This window comes from Halomonas sp. PAMB 3264 (genome assembly GCF_031954245.1).
Lineage (GTDB): Bacteria > Pseudomonadota > Gammaproteobacteria > Pseudomonadales > Halomonadaceae > Vreelandella.
The window spans coordinates 2681587-2702752 of record NZ_CP134866.1; the positions used below are offsets into that span (position 1 = coordinate 2681587).

At 64.0% G+C, this 21166-nt stretch carries 19 protein-coding genes; 10 read left to right on the forward strand and 9 right to left on the reverse strand.

Annotated elements, in window-relative coordinates:
* Positions 1-37: 37 nt before the first annotated feature.
* From RN347_RS12150 to RN347_RS12165, 4 genes are all read right to left on the reverse strand, one after another.
* Entirely contained in the window at positions 38-556 is a 519-nt protein-coding gene (locus tag RN347_RS12150) for a DUF421 domain-containing protein (RefSeq protein ID WP_263586563.1), read from the reverse strand.
* 81 nt (positions 557-637) lie between these two features.
* Positions 638-982 carry a hypothetical protein gene (locus RN347_RS12155; protein ID WP_311958377.1) on the reverse strand — a complete coding sequence of 115 codons (345 nt, stop codon included), beginning with the start codon at positions 980-982 and terminating at the stop codon, positions 638-640.
* Between the two features lie 52 nt (positions 983-1034).
* Entirely contained in the window at positions 1035-2027 is a 993-nt protein-coding gene (locus tag RN347_RS12160) for a lipid A deacylase LpxR family protein (protein ID WP_311958378.1), read from the reverse strand.
* 209 nt (positions 2028-2236) lie between these two features.
* Positions 2237-2776, reverse strand: a complete 540-nt coding sequence (locus RN347_RS12165) for a YaeQ family protein (protein ID WP_263586560.1) — start codon at positions 2774-2776, stop codon at positions 2237-2239.
* A 169-nt stretch (positions 2777-2945) separates the two neighbouring features.
* Here RN347_RS12165 and RN347_RS12170 point away from each other — a divergent pair, with 169 nt between their 5' ends.
* Genes RN347_RS12170 through RN347_RS12180 form a run of 3 tightly spaced genes read left to right on the forward strand, consistent with a single transcriptional unit; the run spans position 2946 to position 6162 of the window.
* Entirely contained in the window at positions 2946-4325 is a 1380-nt protein-coding gene (locus RN347_RS12170) for a GntP family permease (protein ID WP_263586559.1), read from the forward strand.
* A 26-nt stretch (positions 4326-4351) separates the two neighbouring features.
* Positions 4352-5122: a glucose 1-dehydrogenase gene (locus tag RN347_RS12175; protein WP_311958379.1), complete on the forward strand. Its 771-nt coding sequence runs from the start codon at positions 4352-4354 to the stop codon at positions 5120-5122.
* A gap of 23 nt (positions 5123-5145) precedes the next feature.
* Positions 5146-6162, forward strand: a complete 1017-nt coding sequence (locus RN347_RS12180) for an L-idonate 5-dehydrogenase (protein WP_311958380.1) — start codon at positions 5146-5148, stop codon at positions 6160-6162.
* 50 nt (positions 6163-6212) lie between these two features.
* Here the strand turns inward: RN347_RS12180 and RN347_RS12185 are convergent, their stop codons facing one another.
* The 4 genes from RN347_RS12185 to RN347_RS12200 all read right to left on the reverse strand — a co-directional run bounded on the left by RN347_RS12185 (position 6213) and on the right by RN347_RS12200 (position 12083).
* Positions 6213-6986, reverse strand: coding sequence for an enoyl-CoA hydratase-related protein (locus RN347_RS12185; protein WP_311958381.1), 774 nt, complete (start codon positions 6984-6986; stop codon positions 6213-6215).
* 48 nt (positions 6987-7034) lie between these two features.
* On the reverse strand, positions 7035-8672 hold the full coding sequence (locus RN347_RS12190; protein WP_311958382.1) for an acyl-CoA synthetase: 1638 nt from the start codon (positions 8670-8672) through the stop codon (positions 7035-7037).
* 78 nt (positions 8673-8750) lie between these two features.
* The gene (locus RN347_RS12195) at positions 8751-10535 is read right to left on the reverse strand and encodes an acyl-CoA dehydrogenase (protein ID WP_311958383.1); all 1785 of its coding nucleotides are present in this window, start codon (positions 10533-10535) and stop codon (positions 8751-8753) included.
* 159 nt (positions 10536-10694) lie between these two features.
* Complete coding sequence (locus RN347_RS12200) at positions 10695-12083, reverse strand: MFS transporter (protein WP_311958384.1); 1389 nt, start codon at positions 12081-12083, stop codon at positions 10695-10697.
* Between the two features lie 293 nt (positions 12084-12376).
* Between RN347_RS12200 and RN347_RS12205 the strand changes: the two genes are divergently transcribed.
* From RN347_RS12205 to RN347_RS12215, 3 genes are all read left to right on the forward strand, one after another.
* Complete coding sequence (locus RN347_RS12205; RefSeq protein ID WP_263586552.1) at positions 12377-12760, forward strand: VOC family protein; 384 nt, start codon at positions 12377-12379, stop codon at positions 12758-12760.
* 95 nt (positions 12761-12855) lie between these two features.
* Positions 12856-13266: a DUF4870 domain-containing protein gene (locus RN347_RS12210; RefSeq protein ID WP_311958385.1), complete on the forward strand. Its 411-nt coding sequence runs from the start codon at positions 12856-12858 to the stop codon at positions 13264-13266.
* Positions 13267-13269: 3 nt separating this feature from the next.
* Positions 13270-14202 (forward strand): lipid A biosynthesis acyltransferase, encoded by a 933-nt coding sequence (locus RN347_RS12215; protein WP_311958386.1) that lies wholly within the window; start codon positions 13270-13272, stop codon positions 14200-14202.
* On the opposite strand, the gene RN347_RS12220 is transcribed toward RN347_RS12215, so the two are convergent.
* Complete coding sequence (locus RN347_RS12220; protein WP_311958387.1) at positions 14196-15812, reverse strand: alkaline phosphatase; 1617 nt, start codon at positions 15810-15812, stop codon at positions 14196-14198. The genes RN347_RS12215 and RN347_RS12220 overlap by 7 nt on opposite strands.
* A gap of 252 nt (positions 15813-16064) precedes the next feature.
* Here RN347_RS12220 and RN347_RS12225 point away from each other — a divergent pair, with 252 nt between their 5' ends.
* From RN347_RS12225 to RN347_RS12240, 4 genes are read left to right on the forward strand one after another with little or no spacing between them, the layout of a single operon-like run.
* Positions 16065-17582, forward strand: a complete 1518-nt coding sequence (locus RN347_RS12225; protein ID WP_311958388.1) for a glucan biosynthesis protein G — start codon at positions 16065-16067, stop codon at positions 17580-17582.
* Complete coding sequence (mdoH, locus tag RN347_RS12230; protein ID WP_409365757.1) at positions 17575-19533, forward strand: glucans biosynthesis glucosyltransferase MdoH; 1959 nt, start codon at positions 17575-17577, stop codon at positions 19531-19533. The genes RN347_RS12225 and mdoH overlap by 8 nt, the downstream gene beginning before the upstream one ends.
* Positions 19533-20315: an FkbM family methyltransferase gene (locus RN347_RS12235; protein WP_311958389.1), complete on the forward strand. Its 783-nt coding sequence runs from the start codon at positions 19533-19535 to the stop codon at positions 20313-20315. Before mdoH ends, RN347_RS12235 begins: the two co-directional genes overlap by 1 nt.
* Before the next feature lie 18 nt (positions 20316-20333).
* Positions 20334-21131, forward strand: coding sequence for a creatininase family protein (locus RN347_RS12240; RefSeq protein ID WP_311958390.1), 798 nt, complete (start codon positions 20334-20336; stop codon positions 21129-21131).
* Positions 21132-21166: the final 35 nt, after the last annotated feature.

Below are 21166 nucleotides of genomic sequence, written 5' to 3' on the forward strand. Positions count from 1 at the left end.
TTGTCATTGGCGGGTACCGTCAGGCGTCAACGTCTGATCACAGGCGGCGCACGTCCTCGAGACTCGAGCGCTTTTGCGCAGGTGTTTGAGTGACTACGCTGAGCGAGCCGTCGGTTTCGAGCACCACCGCAGACACGTCGGCCACGCTCGAAAGCCCGCTTGCGCGTACCGCCGAGTGCACCTCGTCTTCGGTGACGCGCGCCCGGTAGAGCGCTTGTTTCAGAAACTCACCTTCGTATAAAAGCATCAAGGGCTCGCCGGTGACGGCGCGTTTGACCCAGCCGACCCGCACACTCAGCCACGTAATCAGGTACTGAAGCGCGATCAAAAGCGCCAGTGCCAGCGTACCTTCGGCCAGCGCCACGTCTTTTGAAAGCAGCACCGTCGCCAGCGTCGAGCCCAGCGCCACCGTAACGATCATGTCGAAGGCGTTCATCTTGGAGAGCGTGCGGTTGCCGGAGAGACGCAAGAACGCAATCAGCACGACATAAGCGAGCACTCCGACCACCAGCGTGCGTACCAGGCTTTCCCAGCCACTAAAGAACATCATATCCATCGGTAATCGCCGCTTTTTGATCCATGGACATTGAGTGTAGTCACTCAGGGCAAGGAGCCAAGGCGGATGATGCCAATCGCGTCAGGTCGGGTCGCCGTGGCGCTTTTGATACTCACGCCACCACTCGGCGTAGGAGCTGTTTTCCGGAGCGCGCTCGTTTTCGTCCGGCGCGCCGTCGTCCCACCACACCGGGCCGCGCTCGCCAAGCGCGACCTTCGCCTTTTGCACCTCGCTTCTGGCTTTTTTGAGCGCCTCGTCGTCGTTCTGATCCTTGGCGGTCTTGACCGCGCGGCGCGCCTTCATCAACGCGTTGACGTGAGTTTGCTCTTCGTCGTCGTCAAGCGCTGGATTGGTGGCGCGCCAGAGTCGGTTTTTAGCCACGAAGTAACGGCCATCGGGGGTGTGGGGAAACGGCGCTTTCGCCATGAAGCGATCCTCTCGGAATGTAAACACTCCAAGGATAGATCGCCTCGGTGATTTAGAAACGTTTGGTCAGGGTAATCGAGCCGATGGCGTCGTGGCTTTGCTGGCCGTCGAACTCGCGCGAGCGCGCCAGCATGGCGTAGTTGACCTGCCAATCGTTCCAGCCAAGCGCCAGCCCCGCGGAGGCGTCGCCTACCCACTCCTTACGATCCACCGAATGGCTCGACGAAAAAACGTTGCCGTCCAGCGTCAGATTGTGCGCCATGTAGTAGCCGTCGACGCTGGCAAACAGGTACCACTGCCACCCGCGGGTCGCGTCGAACTGCCCGCGATTGCCCGGGTTGGGCGTCAGCGTCGGTACGCCGCTGGCGTCGTCGCCCCAGCGTACGCTGTAACCGGCGCTGGCGTAGGTGTAGAGATTACCCAGCGCCGCGCCCACGCTCGGCCCGTGGGCGAACTGCTTGCCGGCCAGGGGCGTATCGACCCACCACTGGCGGCGCAGGGTAAGGTTCAAAAGCGGCTCGTCACTTAGCTGGTTATCCCACCCGCGCGGGCGGTCGCTGCCGGTGACGTGGTGAACTTCGCGCTGAATGCTGTCGGCCAGCGACGACGGCCCCACCAGCCCCACGTCCAAATGTAGATCCGTCGATCGCGTGATGTTCGATGTCATCGGCGCGTCTTCATAAAGCGACACGCCGCCGAACACGAGCCCGGCGTAGGGGCGATCGCTTTCGATCAACTGCGGCTGTTGAATATCGTTCGGGGTGTAGATTTGATGCACCAAACGAAACGCTGCCTGGTCGGCCTCGCCGATGATCGGCTCGGGTAGCGCGGCCGCCAGGCGCTGTGTCCAGCTATCAGGTGACGGCGCATAGCCGTAGTTGAGCTCGAACCCACTGGTGAAGTGGCCATCGTCGGCGCTTGCCAAGCCATCGTTTTCGATCTTGAACGTAAAACGGCTATCGTCTGCCAACGCCAGTGGCGACGTCAGCGCCAGTGTGATGGACAAGATCAGTGGGTTCCGCCTTGCGGCAGAAGGAATGCGCATGTCTCTTTCCTTGGAGATTCGGGGATCGGGTAAGCATAGTCGTGATGAGCGCCTTGAGAAAAATGCCTCACGCTGAGCAAATTCGCTTATAAAATTCGCTTATAAACGTTTTTGATTGTATGTAATCAAACAAGCGTTCGGCAAGCGACTCGAACAATCCTCAAGGCCTGTCAGACCCTCTCCCGACGTCGAACGCGTGGATCGGTTTTTTAGCGCTCGCGCACGAGCCATTGCGGGGTGATTTCGTGCTGGCCGCGATCGTCGGTCACGTAAAGCGCGCCGTCGCTGATCATGACCGCCCAATTGATCGCTCGCGGCAACTCTGTCGCTATCTGCGCCAGCGCCTGCTCCGGCAAACTCGCTACGTGCAAATTCTTCAGCGACGACACGCCGGGCAGCACCTTCGCTTCCCACTGCTCCGTGCGCCCGTAAGCGAGCAGCGATACTCGCTCGGCGCGCCGCGAGCACCAGGTCAAGCGCTCGGCGTCGGGCTGACCCACCTCGATCCAGTGCAGCACGCGCCCGTCCAGGCTTTTCTCCCAAAGTGCCGGCTCGTCGACATCCGATAGCCCCCGGCCAAAGCCCAGCGCCTCGCCGTACCAGAGAACAAACGCCAGCAGCCGCGCGCAGAGCCGCTCCTCGGTCTCGGAGGGGTGCCGGGCCACGGTGAAACGCAGCGTTTCATACACGTTGCGATCCAGATCGGTCAGATTCAGATCCACTTTATAGGGGGTCGCGCTTAGAGCCATCGGTCGTATCCAGAGTCGTTTGGCGGTCAGTGTAACGGATTCGCTGCCGCGGGTCTTAAACGAAGGTCGAGTGTCTGCGGGACGTGGCGATGATCTACCATGCGTATGCCTCGATGTTACCGATAACATTACACGTTGATCGTCCCACTTTAGACCCCGGAGCCTGCTTATGGACGGATGGACACAAACGATGTCGGCAGGCCCCTTGCTGGGCATTGCTACCGCTGCCGTGCTGTTACTGCTGCTGCTGATCATCAGATTCAAGGTGCACGCCTTTCTCGCCCTGATTTCGGTCAGCTTTTTGACCGCGCTGGTCACCGGCATTCCTTATGACGCCATCGTGCCGACGCTGGTGCAGAGCTTTGGCGGCACACTCGGCGCCGTGGCGCTGCTGGTGGGTCTTGGCGCCATGCTTGGCAAGCTCGTCGAGCACTCCGGCGGCGCACGCGTGCTGGCGGATCGCATGATTACCCTGTTCGGCGAGCAGCGCGCGCCGCTTGCCCTTGGCGTCGCCTCGCTGCTGATGGGCTTTCCGATCTTTTTCGACGCCGGTTTGATCGTCATGCTGCCGATCATCTTCGCCGTGGGCCGCCGGCTTGGCGGGCCGATTCTCTTGTATGCCATGCCCGCCGCCGCGGCGTTTTCGGTCATGCACGTGTTTTTGCCACCCCACCCGGGGCCGGTCACCGCTGCCGAACTGTATGACGCCAACCTCGGGCTTTTGATGCTCACCGGCGTCGTCATCGCCTTTCCGCTCTGGTGGATTTCCGGCTACATGTGGGGCCAGTTCGTCGCCAAACGCCACCCATTTCCACTCGACAAGGCGCTGTTTGGTGAAGTGAAGGACGATGAGGTCACCCACCCGCCAGCGGTCGGTACGGTGATCTTCATGCTCCTGCTGCCGCTTTTGCTCATCTTCATGAATACGGGGCTGGACTTTCTGCGCTCGCTGGGCGCGGTGGACAGCGACCAGGGGTGGTTTCAGCTGATGCGGGCGCTTGGCAGCACGCCGGTGGCGCTGTTGATTTCCGCGCTGGTCGCCATGCTGGTGCTGGGCCGGCGTCGCGGGGTCGAGGGCAATGCGCTGGAGAAAGTGCTGGACTCCTCGCTCGGCCCGATCTGCTCGGTGGTATTGATCACCGGCGCCGGCGGCATGTTCGGCGGCGTGCTGCGCGCCTCCGGCATTGGCGATGCGCTCTCCGATTCGCTGGGCGATCTGGGCTTTTCCGTCATCGTGGCGGCTTACCTGATCGCGGTCATCCTGCGCCTGGCCCAGGGCTCGGCGACCGTGGCACTGGTGACCGCCGCCGGCCTCATGGCCCCGGCCGTTGCCGGCGCCGACTTTAGCGCCATGCAGATCGTGGCGATCACGCTGGCCACTGCCGCGGGCTCGGTCTTCGCCGGCCACGTCAACGACTCGGGCTTCTGGCTCGTCGGCCGGCTTCTGGGTATGGACGTCAAGACCACGCTCAAGACCTGGACGGTACAGCAGGCGCTCGAGTCTTTGGTCGGCTTCGTCTTCGCTTATGTGATCTTCGTCCTTTTCTAGTCAAACCGCATGTCCAGGAAAACCGCATGAACCCGACACTTTTCGACATTCAGGATAAACTCGCACTGGTGACCGGCTCCTCCCGGGGGCTGGGTAACGCCCTGGCGCGGGGCCTTGCCCAGCAGGGAGCACGCGTCGTTCTGCACGGCCGTGAGCAGGCTCAGGTCGAGCGTCAGGCGCAGGCGCTGGCCGAGGAAACCGGCGCACGCGTCGAGGCCGTGAGTTTCGATGTCACCCATGCTAGAGCCGCCAAAGAGGCGCTCGAGGCGCTGGTCGAGCGCTGCGGCGCACCGGACATTCTGGTCAATAACGCCGGCCTGCAGCGCCGGGCGCCGTTCAACGAATTCGCGCCCAACGACTGGGATGCGCTGGTCGCGACCAACCTGTCGAGCGTGTTTTACGTCTCTCAAGTCGTCACTCGCGCCATGAGCGAGCGCGGCTCGGGCAAGGTCGTGAATATCGGCTCGGTACAGTCGAAGCTCGCCCGGGAAACCATTGCGCCCTACTCCGCGACCAAGGGCGGCGTGGCCCTGCTGACGCAGGGAATGGCGGCGGATCTCGCGCGCTTCAACATCCAGGTCAACTGTATTTCGCCTGGCTACTTCAAGACCGAGATGAACACCGCGCTATGGCAAGACCCGGACTTCAACGCCTGGGTGGAAAAGCGCACGCCGGCACAGCGCTGGGGGCATTTCGACGAGCTGGTCGGCACGCTGATCTATTTGTGCTCCGGGGCGTCGAGTTTCGTGTCGGGACAGAACATTTTCGTCGATGGCGGCATGACGTCGGTCGTTTGACGGCCCTCCAGAGGAAACACCCTATGCAAGCATTAGTCATTCACGGCAAGCAGGACCTGCGCGAAGAGACCCGCTCACTGCCGGCGCTGGCCGCCCACAAGGTGCGGCTGCGCATGGCCTTCGGCGGCATTTGCGGGTCGGACCTTCACTACTATCACGAAGGGGCCAACGGCGCGTTCGTGGTGCGCGAACCGCTGATTCCCGGGCACGAAATGGCCGGCGTGATCGAACAAGACCCCAGCGGTACGTTCGAGCCGGGCACGCCAGTCACGCTGCACCCGGCGACCTTCGGCATTTGCGAGCCGGGCCTTGAAGAGAAACCGCATCTTTGGCCCCAGGGCGCCTATCTCGGGTCGGCCTCGACCTGGCCCCACACCCAGGGCGGCATGAGTGAGTATCTCGACGTGGACCCGTCCATGATTCGCGTGCTGCCCGCTTCGCTTCCGCTATCGCGGGCGGCGCTTGCCGAGCCGTTGGCGGTGGCCTTGCACGGTATCGAGGTGGCCGGCGGCGTCGCCGACCAGCGCGTGCTGGTGTGCGGCGCCGGGCCGATCGGGCTACTCGCCGCCGCGGCGGCGCTGGCCAAGGGAGCACGCGAGGTGAGCATCACCGATGTGCTCGAAGGCCCGCTCGCGCGCGCACAAGCGCTGGGCGTTTCGGCCACCTATCGCATCAATGAGCAGGCACTCCCCGACGAGGCCTTCGATGTGGTGCTGGAGTGCACCGGCGTGCCCGCCTCCATCAACGGCGCGATCAACGCGGTGCGGCGTGCGGGCATCATCGCCCAGATCGGCATGATGCCCGCGACCGCGCAGCCCATTGCCCTGGCACCGCTGATTTCAAAGGAAGTTCAGCTGCGCGGCTGCTTTCGTTTCAGCCACGAGATCGACGAAGCGATTGCCCTGCTGGCGAAAGACGCGCGCTTTGACGATGTCATTACCCATGTGCTGCCGGCAAGCGATGCGCAAAACGCCTTTGCTATCGCCAAGGACTCCGAACGCTCCGGCAAGGTGCTCATCGAGCTCTGGCCCGCCGGATAGAGCGAGCACGAAAAAGCGGGCCGAGGCCCGCTTTTTTTGTTGGTGCCGACTTAAAAGTTCGCCTTGCGCTTCTCCACAAATGCGCTCATGCCCTCTTTCTGCTCCTCTCCCGCAAAGCAGAAGGCGAACAGGCTCGTTTCGAGCGCCAGAGCGCTGTCCAGGTCCTGATCCAACCCGTCGTGGACCGCCTGCTTGGCGGCGCGCACCGCCTGGCGGCCGTTGCCACCCAACTGTTTGGTCAGCTCCTCGGCGTAGCTTGAAAGCTCGGCTTGAGACATGACGCGGTTGACCAGTCCGATACGTAGCGCCTCTTGGGCATCGATCTTGCGCCCGGTGGTGACCAGATCGATCGCCATGGCCGGGCCGACACGGCGCGGCAGGCGCTGGGTGCCGCCAAAGCCTGGAATCACGCCGAGCAAAACCTCCGGCTGGCCGAAGATGGCGTTGTCGCTGGCCACTGCCCAGTCGCAGGCCAGCGCCAACTCGCAGCCGCCGCCCAGGCAGAACCCGTTGACCAGCGCCACGACCGGCACCGGAAGACGCTCAAGGCGCTTGATGGTGGAAAGCGCCTGGGCGGCGAAAGCGCGCGCCTGCTCGGGCGTTTTGTCGCGCATTTCGGTGATGTCCGCCCCGGCCACGAAGGCTTTCTCGCCGGCGCCGGTCAAAAGAACGGCGCGAAGATTGGTCTGGCCCTCGAGTTCGCTCAGGTGGGCGGCAAGCGCTTTTAGTACGTCGCTGTTGAGCGCGTTCAGCGCCTTGGGGCGATTGAAGGTAAGCGTTACGATACCGTCGTTATCGTTTTTTTCGATCACGTTGTCGCTCATGCTGACTCCCAGTTGGTTGCGTTAGCGAACGGGTAATTCGCGCTGGTGCTAGCGTTGGTCGAGCCCTCGGGCTTCGTCGCGCAGCACGAACTTCTGGATCTTGCCGGTAGAGGTTTTCGGCAGCTCGCTGAAAACGACCGTTTTGGGGACCTTGAAGCCCGCCAGCCGCTCGCGGCAGTGGGCGATGATCGCGGCTTCATCGATATCGTTGTAACCTGGCTTCAGGGTGACGAAGGCGCAGGGCGTCTCGCCCCACTTTTCATCCGGCCGGGCCACGACCGCCGCGGCTTCCACGGCGGGGTGGTCGTAAAGCGCGCTCTCCACTTCGATGGTCGAGATGTTTTCACCGCCGGAGATGATGATGTCCTTGGAGCGGTCCTTGATCTCGATATAGCCATCCTCGTGCCAGACCGCCAGGTCACCGGTGTGGTACCAGCCGCCGGCAAGCGCCTTTTGGGTCGCATCAACGTTCTTCAAGTAGCCCTTCATGACGTTATTGCCGCGCATCAGGATCTCGCCAATGGCCTGACCATCGCGGGGGACGGGCTCGAGCGTCTGCGGGTCGGCGACGCACAGCGCCTCGAGCATATGATAGCGCACGCCCTGGCGGGCCTTGATTTTGGCCCGCGCTTCGAGGGGCAATGCATCCCAGGCGTCGTGCCAGGCGCACACCGTCACCGGTCCGTACACCTCGGTCAAACCGTAAACGTGGGTGACCTCGATGCCCAGCTTCTCGACCCCGGCAATGATGGAAGCCGGCGGCGCCGCACCAGCGGTCGTCGCCTTGACCGGATGGTCGAAGACGCGCTTTTGCGCCTCCGGCAGATTCACCAGCGCGTTGAGCACGATCGGCGCGCCGCTGAAGTGGGTCACCCGCTCCTCCTCGATCAGCGCGTTGATACGCGCCGGGTCCACCTTTCGCAGGCACACGTTGACCCCGGCGCGAGCGGCGATCGACCAGGGGAAGCACCAGCCGTTGCAGTGAAACATCGGCAGGGTCCAGAGATAGACCGGATGGTGGGGCATCGCCCACTCCATGATGTTGCTCACCGCGTTGAGATACGCCCCGCGATGGTGATACACCACGCCCTTCGGGTCACCGGTGGTGCCGGAGGTGTAGTTCAGCGAAATGGCCTGCCACTCATCATTTGGCAACCGATAGGCGTAGTCCGGGTCGCCCTCTTGCAGCAGCGCCTCGTACTCTATCTCGCCGATGCCTGTCGACTCGCCGAAAAACTCCTCATCGCGTACGTCGATGAGCAGCGGCTTGTCGGCCAGCCCCTCCACCGCCTGTTTGATGACATCCTTGAACTCCGGGTCGACCAAAACCGCCTTCGCCTCGCCGTGGGCGAGCATGTGGTGAATGGCGTGGGCGTCCAGACGGATGTTGAGCGTATTGAGCACGCAGCCAGCCAGCGGCACGCCGAAGTGCGCCTCGAACATGGCCGGTACGTTGGGCAGCATGGCGGCCACGGTCTGGCCGGGTTCGATGCCGCGCTTTTCAAGGCCGCTGGCAAGCCGGCGACAGCGCGACCAGGTCTCTGCCCAGCTTAAGCGACGCCCGCCGTAAACCACGGCCGGGTAGTCCGGATACACCGCCGCCGAGCGCTCGATGAACGTCAGCGGCGACAGCGCTACGTAGTTCGCCGGCGTCGGCGGCAGATCCTGCTCGAAGATCGTGTTCATGGGCCGTCCTGTTGTCTTTATTGTGCTGGAATGGTCGTGCGCCGGGCGTCGAACGTTGGGCGCCCGGCGCCGGTTCGCCTAGTGGGCGCGGCTATCGAACGCCTCCAGACACTCGACTCCCGCCTCGATCACCGCGCGCTGGGCCAGGCCCACCGGTAGCCACTGGGTGATCGCAAAGCGGGCGCTGGCGAGCTTGGCCTGATAGAACGGATCGCTTTGGTCGGCGCGGCTGGCGATCAGCGCCGCCTCGCCCATTTGCCAGGCGCACAGCACGTGGCCGGAAAGCGATAGAAACGGCGTGGCGTAGGCCTGCACGGCGTCGACGCCGCGCGTCTCGTGTCGGCCCTCTTCGAGCACGATGGCCATCGCCGCACGCAGAGCTTCAATGCCCTGGCCAAGCGCTCTGCCAAGCCCTGCAAGCGCTGCGTCCTTACCGAGCGCCTGTGCGGTCTGCTCGACCCGCTCGATCAGCCGCGTCATCGCCTGGCCGTCGTCGCGCTGCAGCTTGCGCCCGGCCAAATCCAGCGCCTGAATACCATTGGTGCCTTCGTAGATCGGCGCGATGCGGGCGTCGCGCAGAAGCTGGGCGGCGCCGGTCTCCTCGACGTAGCCCATGCCGCCGTGCACCTGAATGCCGGTGGAGGCAATATCAACGGCCTGGTCGGTGGAGAAGCTTTTGACGATGGGAATCAGCACGTCGACCAGGGCCTGAGCCGCCTCGCGCTCGCCGGCATCTTCGCTGTTGCGCGCGATATCGAGCTGACCGGCGCAGTAAAGCGCCAGCGCCCGGAGTGCGTCGGTGCGCGCACGCATGGAAAGCAGCATCCGTTTGACGTCGAAGTGCTCGCCAATGGTGGTCTCGACACCGCCGCGCTCTTTGGAGAGTTTGCCCTGCACGCGCTCATTGGCGTAGGCCAGCGCGTGCTGGCAGGCGCGCTCGGCCACGCCAATGCCCTGGATACCGACCTTGTGACGCGCCTCGTTCATCATGGTGAACATGTGGTTGAGCCCGCGGCCCTCGTCACCGACGAGATAGCCCACGGCCCCGCCCTGCTCGCCGAAGCTGAGCGTACAGGTGGGCGAGCCGTGAATGCCGAGTTTGTGCTCGAGCGAGGCGCAGACGACGTCGTTGCGCTCGCCGAGCGAACCGTCGTCATTGACCAGAAACTTCGGCACCAGAAACAGCGAAATACCCTTGTTGCCCTCCGGGGCGCCCTGCTTGCGCGCCAGCACCAGATGGACGATGTTTTCGGCGGCGTCGTGCTCGCCCCAAGTGATATAGATCTTCTGGCCGCTGATGCGGTAGTGATCCCCTTCGGGAACGGCTTTGGTGCGTACCTTGGAGAGATCGGACCCCGCCTGGGGTTCGGTCAGGTTCATGGTGCCGGTCCAGCGGCCTTCGACCAGCGGGGTGAGGTAGATCTTTTTGAGCGCGTCGCTTCCGTGGTGCGCCAGCGCTTCGATTGCCCCGGCGGTGAGCATCGGGCAAAGGCCAAGCGCCATGTTGGCGCCATGAAGCATCTCCTGCACCGCGCTTGCGACCACTTCCGGCAGATTCTGCCCGCCCAGCGCATTGGATACGCCGATGCCGTTCCAGCCGCCTTCGACATAGGCCTGGTAGGCGGCAGCGAAGCCCTCGGCGGTGGTCACGCTGCCGTCCGGGTGACGCGTCGCGCCCTGCTGGTCGCCCACGCGGTTGAGCGGGCCCCACACGTCGCCGGCCAGTTTGGCGGCCTCTTCGAGCACCGCCTCGACCAGATCCGGCGAGGCCTCTTCGAAACCGGGCAGCGATAGCGAGCGATGCGAAAGCATCTCCTCGAGAACGAAGCGTAGATCGCGAACCGGTGCGACATAATCCTTCATGGCAACTCCTTGGCTTGAATAGAGTGACGCCCTGAAGCGCCTGGGCGTTAAAACCGCACGATCGACTCATGGTAGTCAAACGAGCGTTTTGACACTATTCATCCAAGGTATCACGTCAGCTGATAAGCGACGCCGGGAACGTTCGCTTTGATGCGGCGCTCAAGGCACGCGGTGGGGGCGGTGGATTTCGACGGTTTCGACGTCATCAAAGTAGGTGATGTGCACTTCGTCCGCCGCCGGCGGGCCGACCACCGGCTCCGCCACGTGAACCTCCGGCAGTACCTGGGAGAGATCCTCCAGGTGCTCGTGCTCCAGCGCCCCCTGCACCAGCTCTTCGGTGATGACGAGCTCGGCGCCGGCACTGGACATGGGGGTCGTGGCGGTGAACGGCGCCACCGGCAGCGGCGCCGGACGCACGCTGCGTCGCCAGCCAAAGAACAGCAAAAAGAACAGGCTCATCGCACCGAAGGCCCAAAAAAGCCCGGTATCGCCCACCGCCGTCATCACCGGTGAGATCAAAAGCGGGCTGACGGTGGCGCCAATGGAGTTGATCAACAAGAGCCCCTGGCTCATGCGCACCAACGCGCCCGCCGGGGCGCGGTCGGCGGCGTGACTCACCGCGACCGGGTAGAAGGCGAACACGCCGCCGCCGAGCAGAAACAGCAGTACCGCCAGCAATGGCGTGGAGAGCGGAAGCCACAGCATCGCCCCGGAAATGACGATACAAAACGCGCTGATCCCGATCAGCACCATCTGGCGGTCGTGGCGATCCGACCAGCGCCCGATCGGATACTGCAGCAGCATGGCGCCGAGAATCACCACCGCCATCATCTGCCCGACCTGGCTTACGCTCATGCCGATACGCTGCAGGTAGAGCGGCAGCAGCGAGTAGGCCGCGGCCACCACCATGCCCGACCCCAAACTGCCCATCACGCCGGTCGGGGTCATGGTGATCAGCCGGTGCGGCGGCAAGGGCTCGGCGTGCTCGATCAGTGGCGAGACGCGCGGAATCATGGCCATGGGCAGAACAGAAAGCGACGCCAAAAGGCCAATGACCATGAACGGCGCGGAATCACCCATGGCGTTGGTCACGCCGAGCAGCAGCTGGCCCACCACGCCGGCGGCGTAGAGCGCGATCATGTAGAGCGCGAGCAGCCGGCCGCGCACCTTTTGGTCGCCGACGGTCAAAAGCCAGCTCTCGATGACCAGATATACCCCGACCGTCGCCCAGCCGCCGATCAACCGCAGCGCGAACCAGGCCCAGGGGTCGAAGAAGAGCCCTTGCAGCAACACGGTGACCGCCACCAAGGATGCAAAGCTTCCGTAGGCGCGAATGTGGCCGATGCGTAGCAGCAGGCGGTCGTTGAACATGGCGCCAAAGGCGAGCCCGATGAAGTAGGCCGACGACACGACACCGATCAGCGTGGCGGATTCGCCCGCCGCGTCCAGACGCAGGGTGATCAGCGTGGCCAGAAAGCCGTTGCCGATGCCCAGAATGAAAAGTCCCAAAAGCGGCGCAAGCGCCATAGCCAACAGTTGCCGCGACATGCCCACCTCACCCTGCCTTGTCCAGAAGCGCTGAAACCCACCACCCCTTCGCTGCCGACCGTCGATTGATTAAGCACCGATCGGTAAACAATCGATTAGAGAACACAGTCTGGCAGGAAAACGGGCGCGCAATTATTACGCGCAAGGCCCTAAAGTCAACGCTTTTTATCGCTTAAATCGATCGCTCGAACGCCCGCCGCGCCGCACCACGCTGGTGCAGGCGTCATTTTGCATGCCCGGCGGGAGCGGCCAGGGTAAGATGAGGCTTTCAAAACTGATCGAAGGAAGGTGGCATGCTCTCAGGCCTGGACCATTTGGTAGTCACGGTGACCGACATGGGGCGCGCGGTGGATTACTACTCCCGCGTGCTGGGACTCGACGTGCGCTACCGCGACGCCCAGCGGGTCGACCTGATGCTGGGCGACACCGCGCTCAGATTGCACCAGACCGACACCGATATCGCGCCGATCTCCGCCACCCCGACGCCTGGCAGTTTGGATCTTTGCCTGCGTTGTCAGCTGCCGCTTGCCGAGTTCATGGACCACCTGGCAGCACTCTCGGTCGAGATCGAGCTTGGCCCGGTGGAGCGCCAGGGCGCCAACGGCGCCATCGAGTCGGTCTATCTGCGCGACCCGGACGGCAATCTACTGGAAATCTGCCGCCCGCTGGGACGCTGAATCGGCCTTTGACGTAATGATAAGCCCCGCCCGGCGCGCTATCATGGGCGGCCTGGGCGCCCGCGAGGCGAACATCTTTGAGTGAAGGAGCACGCATGCGCCACAACGCGAATGAAGAGCCCATCGAGGGTGAAGTCGTCAACGAGCGCGTTCATGAGGAGACGCGCGAGCCGGCTCCCAAGGCCGATACCACCGTCGCGCTGGTGGTCTATGCGCTCTATCTGGCCAATTTTTTCACCGGCTTTACCGTGATCGTCGGCGTGATCGTCGCCTACGTCTATCACGGCCGCGGCCCGCACTGGCTCGACGAGCACTACCGCTATCAGATCCGCACCTTCTGGATCGGGCTTTTGTATCTCAGCGTGGCCTCGCTGCTCACCCTGGTACTGATCGGGTTTCCGCTGCTGCTGGCGGTCGCGGTGTGGTTCATCGTGCGCTGCGTGAAAGGGTTCAAGGGCATTCAGGACAAGCGCCCGCCGAGTGACGTCAACGGGTGGCTGCTGTAGACCATGAGCGGATCGAACTCTTCTCGTCTGCAGGCGCTGCAGGCGCGCACCATCAATGCGCTGTGGCGACGCCTGTCGCGCTGGTCGCTCACGTCGCTCTGGCGCGGGGCGCGGCTTTTGGGCCCGGCAGTTTACGGGCTCAGCAAGCGCGAGCGCCGGGTCACCCATACCAACCTGGCCGTGGTCTACCCGGACATGCCGATCCGCACCCGCAAGGCGCTGGCCCGGCAAAGCCTTCGCCACTCGGCGGCCACCATGCTGGAGCTGGGCCACGCCTGGCTCGCCCCGCCCGAAACGGTCCAGGCGCATATTCTCGAGGTGCACGGGCGCGACAAGCTCGACAGCGCCCGCGCTGACGGGCGCGGGGTGATCGTGCTGGCGCCCCACTTCGGCAACTGGGAAGTGCTCAATTTTTGGCTGTCGAGCCACTTTCCTTTCACCGCCATGTACGAGCCGCCCAAGATCGCAGAGCTCGAGCCTATCATCCGCCACGGCCGCGAGCGCATGGGGGCGAGTCTCGTGCCGACCAACCCGCGCGGCGTGGCCGCACTTCTGAAAGCGCTCAAGCGTTCTGAAGCGATCGGCATTCTGCCGGACCAGGAGCCGAGCTGGGGCAGCGGCGTGTTCGCGCCGTTTTTCGGGCGCAGCGCCTATACCGCCACGCTGTTACCCAAACTGGTCGCCCGCACCAAGGCGCGGGTGGTCACCGGCGTGGCGCTCAGAGTGCCGGGCAAGGGCTTTGCGATTCACTTTCTCGATGCCGACGACCGTGTCTACAGCGAGGAGGACGTCACCTCTGCCACCGGCGTCAACGCAAGCGTCGAGGCCTCGATCGCGCTCGACCCGGCGCAGTACCAGTGGGAGTACAAGCGCTATCGCAAGGTCGTCGAGGAGACCCAGGGCGTGGCCAACGTCAAAAGCTACCGCCTTTACTGAGCCGCCCCGTTCGCTGTCTTTGCGTTTTTAGACGCAGCGCCGTCGCCGAAATCCTCCTGCAGCCAGTGGCGTAACTCGCTCATACGGGGCGCGCGCTCGGTATCATCGAGTGCCGGCAGCGCCCCATCGACGAAGCCGCGCTTGCGAAAGGCGTCCAAAAGGGCCGGGTCGCGACTGAACACGTGAACCGGCACCGCTGCGCTTGCGTTCTCGCCGGTGATCAAGGGCGCGGCCTGATGATCGCCCATGACGATCAAAAGCCCCGTTTCATCCAGCGCGCGCTCGGCAAAGCCTGCCACGCTTGCCACCGAGTAGTTCACCGACCAGCCGTAGTGATCGCGAATGCGCTCCAGGTCCTGCCACAGCACCTCGGGCGGATCGGCGGCGTTTTCCCAGGGACCATAGATCGACCCATCGCCGATCATCGCCCAATTCTCGAGTACCGGTAGAATCGGCGTCCAGGGCGCGTGACTCGAGATCAGCGTGATCTGAGCGAACAGCGGCCCCCGGTCGAGCTGGCGCCGCGCCACGTAGTCCAGCGTGAACTGATCCGGCATGGTTACCCAGTTGAGCGCCGGGCCCTGATAGGGCAGGTTGCGCGCGGTGCGAATCTCCTGAAAGCCGTAGGCGAGCCCCTCGGGCCAGGCCAGCGTAATGCCTGGCATGACGGTGAGCGAGCGCTGACCGGTGGCGTGGAAGTCATCGACCAGGCTCGCGTGGGGGCTTTCGAGCATCAGCCGGTACCAGAGCTGGTTGTCGATCCAGCGCCCGCTGAGCACGCTGGCGTGGGCAAGCCAGGACTGGCCGCCGCGTATCGGCGCCTCCAAAAGCCCAGAGACCACGCCAATCCCCCGCGCTTCCAGGCGCGAGTCCATCTCGTCAAGGGTCGCTCGAATCAGCTTCGCGTAGCGCGGATCAATCAGCGCGCTCACCCCGTAGGACTCGATGAACGTCAACAGCACGTTACGTCCGGCAAGCCCGGGCAGCGCCTGGGCCTCGAGCGGGCGCTGCTCGAGCTCGGCCTCGAACGCCAGCCGCGCCTGGTGGGTCGCCCGCACCTGCTCGATTTGAAAACGCGTGGTGTCGATGAGTGGCAGCGCCCCACGCTCGACGACGCGCAGACCCTGGTAGTGAAGCCCGCAAAGCACCAGCGCTAACACCGCGAGCGCGGCCGCTGCCTTCCCCGACACCCGCTCGAGCGAGAGCGCGCGTTTGGGCGAAAGCAGCGCATAGATCAATAGCAGCATGCCCACGAGTGACAGCGCGCCAAGCGCCATGATCAAGGTGCCGGCGAGTTTGCCGACGTTGCCGGAGAGCAGATGATAGATCGAACGCACGAGCGGCACGTCGAGATACAGATTCAGCGCGCGACCAAAAGCGGCGTGGGTGGCAGCGTCGCCCAGGTGGGCAGCGCTGACCAACCCCACCCATAAAACGACCAGCGCCGCCAGCAGCCGACGCCAACCGCGCGCGGGAATCAGCGCCAAGGCCGGAGCAAGCATCCACACCTCGAGCGCGACCAGCGGCATCCCCAGGCGTTCAAAGCGCCACCAAAGCGGCGCGACCAGCATGATATTCAGCGCAGTGGCGGCGATTAAAACGCGAAGCATGGCATCATCAACGGCATGAGCAAAAACCCTGTAGGCGAGGCGAAGAGTAACCTTTATAGTGAATGCGTGGCGCGCGTACTTTCGTTAAACGCTCACGCATCGCTATAGTGGTTTGAACGTTGGACAAGGGCGTTCGAGCTTGCCCGGGAACATAACGATAGTCAAAACGCCCGCTGCCATAATAGTTATAAAAACCGATTCCGGTGCCAGGTAATTGATTACCCATGGCCTTTGAAGGAAGGGACCCCGTTTATGAAAGGTCGTATTGGCACACAGTGGCTTATCGCGCTTGGACTGGCGAACGCCTCGATCTCCCAGGCAGACGACACCTTTTTCGATAACGTTATCGAGCGCGCCAAAACGCTGGCCGAGGCCCCGTACACGCCCCCCAACGCCCCGCTTTCAAGCGCTCTCGAGAACCTGGACTACGACGCCTACCGCCAGATTCGCTTCGCCCCCGAACGGGCCTATTGGCGCGACGAAAGCCCGTTTTCGCTGCAGCTGTTTCACAGCGGCTTTCTATTCAAGGAACCCGTCACCCTCAATATCATCGACGACGGCCAGAGCGAGCCGCTGCCTTTCGAGCGCGACGATTTTCGCTACGAAGGCCAGGCCCGGGCGCTTTCCAGTGAAGACCTCATTGATAGCGGCCACGCCGGCTTTCGCCTGCACTACCCGATCAACGACCCCGACTACCGCGACGAGGTCGCGGCGTTTCTCGGCGCCAGCTACTTTCGCCTGGTCGGGCGCGACCAGGTGTACGGCCTCTCCGCCCGTGGGCTCGCCATCGATACCGCCTCGAGCAAGCCAGAAGAGTTTCCCCGGTTTAGCGAGTTCTGGTTTTTCAAACCCCAGCAAGGCGATCAGACGCTCACCTTTCTGGCGCTGCTGGATAGCCCATCGATCAGCGGCGCCTACCGCTTTACGCTCACGCCGGGCGAGCAGACGAACCTCGAGGTCGAAGCCGAGCTCTTTGCTCGCGAGGATATCGACAAGCTCGGCGTCGCCCCGCTCACCAGCATGTTCGCCTTCGGTGATGTCACCGCTCATCGGCCGGACGATTTCCGCCCCCAGGTACACGACTCTGACGGGCTTTTGATGCACACGGGCCAGAACGAGTGGATCTGGCGCCCGCTCTCGAATCCGAGCGACACGCGCCTGTCGCTTTTCAGCGACGACGACCCGGCCGGATTTGGCTTGATGCAGCGCGAGCGAGATTTCGACCGCTACCTGGACATGGAAGCACGCTACCATCGCCGCCCGAGCCAGTGGGTCGAACCGCTGGCGAACTGGGGCCCGGGCCACGTGGAGCTCGTCGAGCTGCCCACACCGGACGAAACCCACGACAATATCGTCGCCTACTGGGTCTTCGATGCCCCGCTCGAGGCCGGCGAGTCACTGGCGCTTCACTACCGCACCTACACGCTGAACGACACCCCCGAGGCCTTTGACCAGGCGCGCGTTTTTCGCACCCGTCAGGGCCAGGCGGGGCTTGCCAGCGACCCGGCCGCGAAAGCGCAGCGCCAGTTCGTCGTGGATTTCGAAGGCGGCGCGCTCGAAGGCCTGAATGACGACGCATCGATAACGCTTTTCATCGATACCGGTGAGGTCGAGGCGCGTGAAGCCCACGTGCTCGCACTGCCAAGGAACCGCTGGCGCGCAAGCTTTCGCGTTCCGGCCAACGCGACGAGCGACATCCGTCTGCGGCTCGAGTTGAACAGCGAGCCGATCAGCGAAACCTGGAACTACGTGTGGACTCCCGATGACTGAACAGCCGATCACTGCCGTCGCCATCCCCGGGCTCTTCTGGCGCCGCGCCTTCTATACGCTGGCCGTGCTCACCACCAGCGTGGTGGGGCTTCTGGCGATGCACCGCGTCGTCGATGATCTGGCGCTGGGGTGGCAAATCGCCCTGCTGACGCTGTTCGCGCTGACCTTTAGCTGGATCGCCATGGCCTTTTGGGGCGCGGTGTGCGGGTTCGTGCTCTGCGCGCTGCGCCTGGACCCGCTGTCGCTGCGCCGTTTGCGGCCAACGCCGCCCAGCGCCTACCGTCTGATGAGCAAGACCGCACTGGTCATGCCCATCTACGCCGAGCCGCCGGTGCCGACCATCGCCGGGCTCGAGGCGACCTGCCGCTCGCTTTTGAGCCAGGCACGCACCGAAGGCGGCTCGCCTGCCATCGGCGAGCACTTCGACGTATTCATCTTGAGCGACACCCAAACCCAGGCCCAGGCCCGCGAAGAAGCGGCTCACGTGGCGGCGCTGCAGCAACGCCTGGCCGGTCAGATCAACGTCTACTATCGCCGCCGGGAGAAAAACGAAGGACGCAAGGCGGGCAACATCGCCGAGTTCTGCCGGCGCTGGGGGCGGCGCTACGACTTCATGGTAGTGCTCGATGCCGATAGCCTCATGAGCGGCGCCACGCTTTTGCACATGGTGCATCGGATGCAGCGCGAGCCCCGCGTCGGTTTGATTCAGACCGTGCCGATTCCGGTGGGCCAGCGCACGCTGTTCGGCCGCTGTCTGCAGATCGCCTCGGCGCTTTACAGCCCCATGCTCGCCGCTGGGCAAAGCTTTTGGCAAGGCGATGCGGCCAACTACTGGGGACATAACGCCATCATTCGCACCCGCGCCTTCATGGCCCATGCCGGGCTCCCCGCCCTACCCGGCAAGGCACCGCTCGGCGGCGAGCTTTTAAGCCACGACTTCGTCGAAGCCGCCCTGTTGAAACGCGCCGGCTGGCAGGTACTGCTGGATACCTCCGCCACCACGGCGGTATCGCAAAAGGCGCCGCACGCTGGCGCCTCGCACAACAGTTTTGAGGCGATGCCAAGCAACTTTCTCGACTTCGCCAAGCGCGACCGGCGCTGGCTGCAGGGCAACCTGCAGCACTTGCGCCTGCTCTCCGGCGCTGGATTTCACCCCATTAGTCGGCTGCACTTTCTGTTCGGCGCCTTTGCTTATCTTTCGTCGGTCGTGTGGCTGGGCCTTCTGGTCTGCACCAGCTTGCTGGTCGGTGTGCAGGCCATCGCGCCGCCTCAAAGCCCCGCGTTTCCCCCGCTTTTATCGGTGGGGCTTTTGTGGATTACGCTGTTCATGCTGCTCGCGCCAAAGCTTTTGGGCTATTTGCTGACGCTTTCGCAGTGCCCGCACGCCTTCGGCGGACGTTTCAAGCTGACGCTTAGCGTGCTGTTCGAACTCGCCTTCGCCGCGCTCATCGCGCCCTTGATGATGGCCTGGCACAGCCTGTTCATCGTCAACGTGCTGCTTGGCCGCTCGGTGGAGTGGCAAACCCAGCACCGCGGCGAGCGCTCGCTCGCCTGGCGTGAAGCCTGGCGCCACACCTATTGGATGACGGTGTGCGGCGTGATTTGGGCCGTCGCCATGGCGGCGTGCTCGTTGCACGCCTTTTTCTGGCTGACGCCGGCCTGGGCCGGGCTCGTACTGGCCACGCCCATCGTCAAATACTCCAGTAGCGGTACCTGGGGCGGCGTCGTCAGCCACCGGCTGGGGCTTTTGAAGACGCCCAGCATTACCTACCGCCCCACGCTTCTGGATGACTTTGCCGCCCTCAGCGCCCGGGGCGATACGCCCGACCACGCCCCGCTCGAAGGCGTGGTCGCGCCGCTTCCCGGCGAGCTGGTCGGTGAGATGCCGTGTCAGTCGTTTCGATGTTTCGTCAAGCGTTCTGCCAGCGCCTCGGCCCGTGAGCCCCACTGATGCGCCTTGCGCTCGGTCAACGGCTTAGAAGCGGTGGTGGTCTGGCACGCTCGCTGATCGTCTACTGGCGCCCCGGGCGACAAAAGGGGCTCAGGCGGCTGTATCATCCGTTCATCGTGCCCGGCGACATCGCTTTCGATATCGGCGCTCACCTGGGCGATCGCAGCGCCGCGTTTCAGGCACTCGGCGCCAGGGTCGTGGCACTCGAGCCGCAGCCGGCGCTGGCGCGCTGGTTTCGCCGCCTCATCAAACACGATGACATCACGCTATTGCCAGTGGCGGCGGGGGTGGAGCCGGGCCACGCCGAGATCGCGATCAGCAGCGCCAACCCGACCCTTTCGACGCTCGCCCACGACTGGCGCGGGCGCATCGGCACGGAAAACCCGGCGTTCAAGCACATTGCTTGGGAGCGGACACTTCGCGTCGAGGTGACCACGATGGACCGGCTGATCGAGCGTTTCGGCATGCCCTGCTTCATCAAAATCGATGTGGAAGGTTTCGAGGCAGAGGTGCTCAAGGGCTTGAGCCACGCCGTGGCGGCGCTGTCGGTGGAGTTCGTCGCCGGTGTCTTGCACGTAAGCCACGCCTGTATCGAGGAGATCACCCGACTCGGCGACTACCGCTTCAACGCCATCGCCGGCGAGCAGCGCGCCTTTCGCTTTGCCACGTGGCAAACCCCGAGCGCCATTCGCCGCTGGCTCGACGACGGCGCCGACGGGCTCGCCTCCGGCGATCTTTACGCTTGTCGCGTCGATCATCCGGTGGTGGCCAACCCCGTCTGACACCGAAAAAGGAGTTTCATGATCTACCACTGGCAGGCGCTGAGCGCGCCCCAACTCAAGGCGGTGGCCGCCGACGATGCGGTGGCCGTGCTCACCCTGGGCGCCATCGAGCAGCACGGCACTCACCTGCCGCTCGCCACCGACCTGATCATCGGCGAAGGGCTGCAACGCGCAGCGCTCGAGGCGCTCGATCCATCCATCGACGCGGTATGCCTACCCTCGCTTGCCATCGGCGCAAGCGATGAGCACGCCAACTTCGCCGGCACGCTGAGTCTTCCGCCAGCGCTTGCCATCGCCACGCTCGAAGCGCTGGGTGAAAGCGTGTGGCGGGCGGGGTTCAAGAAGATGGTATGGATCAATAGCCACGGCGGTAACAAGGCGGTCATGGACCTGGCCGCGCTCACGCTTAGAAAGCGCTTTGACCTGCGCGTGGTGAAAGCGACCTACACCCGCCTGCCGCCGCTCGACGGCGCCATCGACGCCGAGGAGCTGCGCTATGGGCTGCACGGCGGGCTGCTGGAAACGGCCATGATGCTGCACCTGGCCCCAACGCTGGTCGACCTGCAGGGCTACCGGCCCGCGGCGCCTGCGCGCCCGCAAAGCCCGGATCATTTGGTCGCCCCCGAAGGCGCGGCAGCGTTTGCCTGGCTTGGCGAGGATTTGAGCGCCCAGGGCGTGGCAGGTAACGCCTCGAATGCCGAGGCCGCGCTTGGCAAGCGGCTGGTCGAGCACTACGGTAAAAAGCTTGCCCGGGTGATCGAGGAAACCGCGGCGCTGCCCCCTTTCGTGCCGACTCAGGGCACGCCCACTGACTAAATCTTTCTCACCCACCTGAAAGACAGCGCGAGCGC